General features: G+C 39.7%; 1 protein-coding gene. It reads right to left on the bottom strand.

The genetic code is table 11. The annotated features are described in order from the left end of the window. The coding region (locus ACTNBR_RS16540; protein ID WP_441042735.1) for a transcription termination/antitermination NusG family protein at positions 1 to 168 on the bottom strand (168 nt) is incomplete at its 3' end. Between the last annotated feature and the right edge of the window lie 409 nt (positions 169 to 577).

Here is a 577-nt window from a genome sequence, read left to right on the forward strand (position 1 = left end):
ACCGGGAAATAGAATCTTTTTCTGAACAGTCCATTTACCTCGGAAGTGTTTCTTCTCTTCATACTGAGGTATGAAACATTCTTCCATAATACTTTTGTCTATCTTCTTTTCGCATTGTAAACGAATTCGTTCTTCTGCACCTGTACTGACCTGTACAACGTACCACATTCTTTTTCACCTTACTCATGTTTATGTCATCGTTTGTTGCATGGATTAGGAAAAAAAAGAACCTTGCCAACCAAAAATGGACGTGCTTCGCCACTCCATCTTCAATCAGACAGATTCTCATACACATATATCATCTGAATCTTCCAAACGCGACACGGCGACGATTTGGTTTACTCAGAATTTTTCCGTTTCCATACTTTTGTATTATACCCTAACCCTTCCTTTTTTTCAACATTTGTTGACATATTTTGTGTTTTTTCTATAGTGCACACCTATACGTTGCATATTCCGCAAGAACTGCGCATCCGTTCCAGAGGAACGGAGCGCCATTCCGCTTCAAACTGAGCAAAGCTCAGCAGGTTGATTAATTACTATTGGTTATTCTGCGATCCCTGCCAGGAAATTCAAG

This window comes from Bariatricus sp. HCP28S3_F11 (genome assembly GCF_052065395.1).
In the GTDB taxonomy this organism is placed as follows: Bacteria; Bacillota; Clostridia; order Lachnospirales; family Lachnospiraceae; genus Allocoprococcus.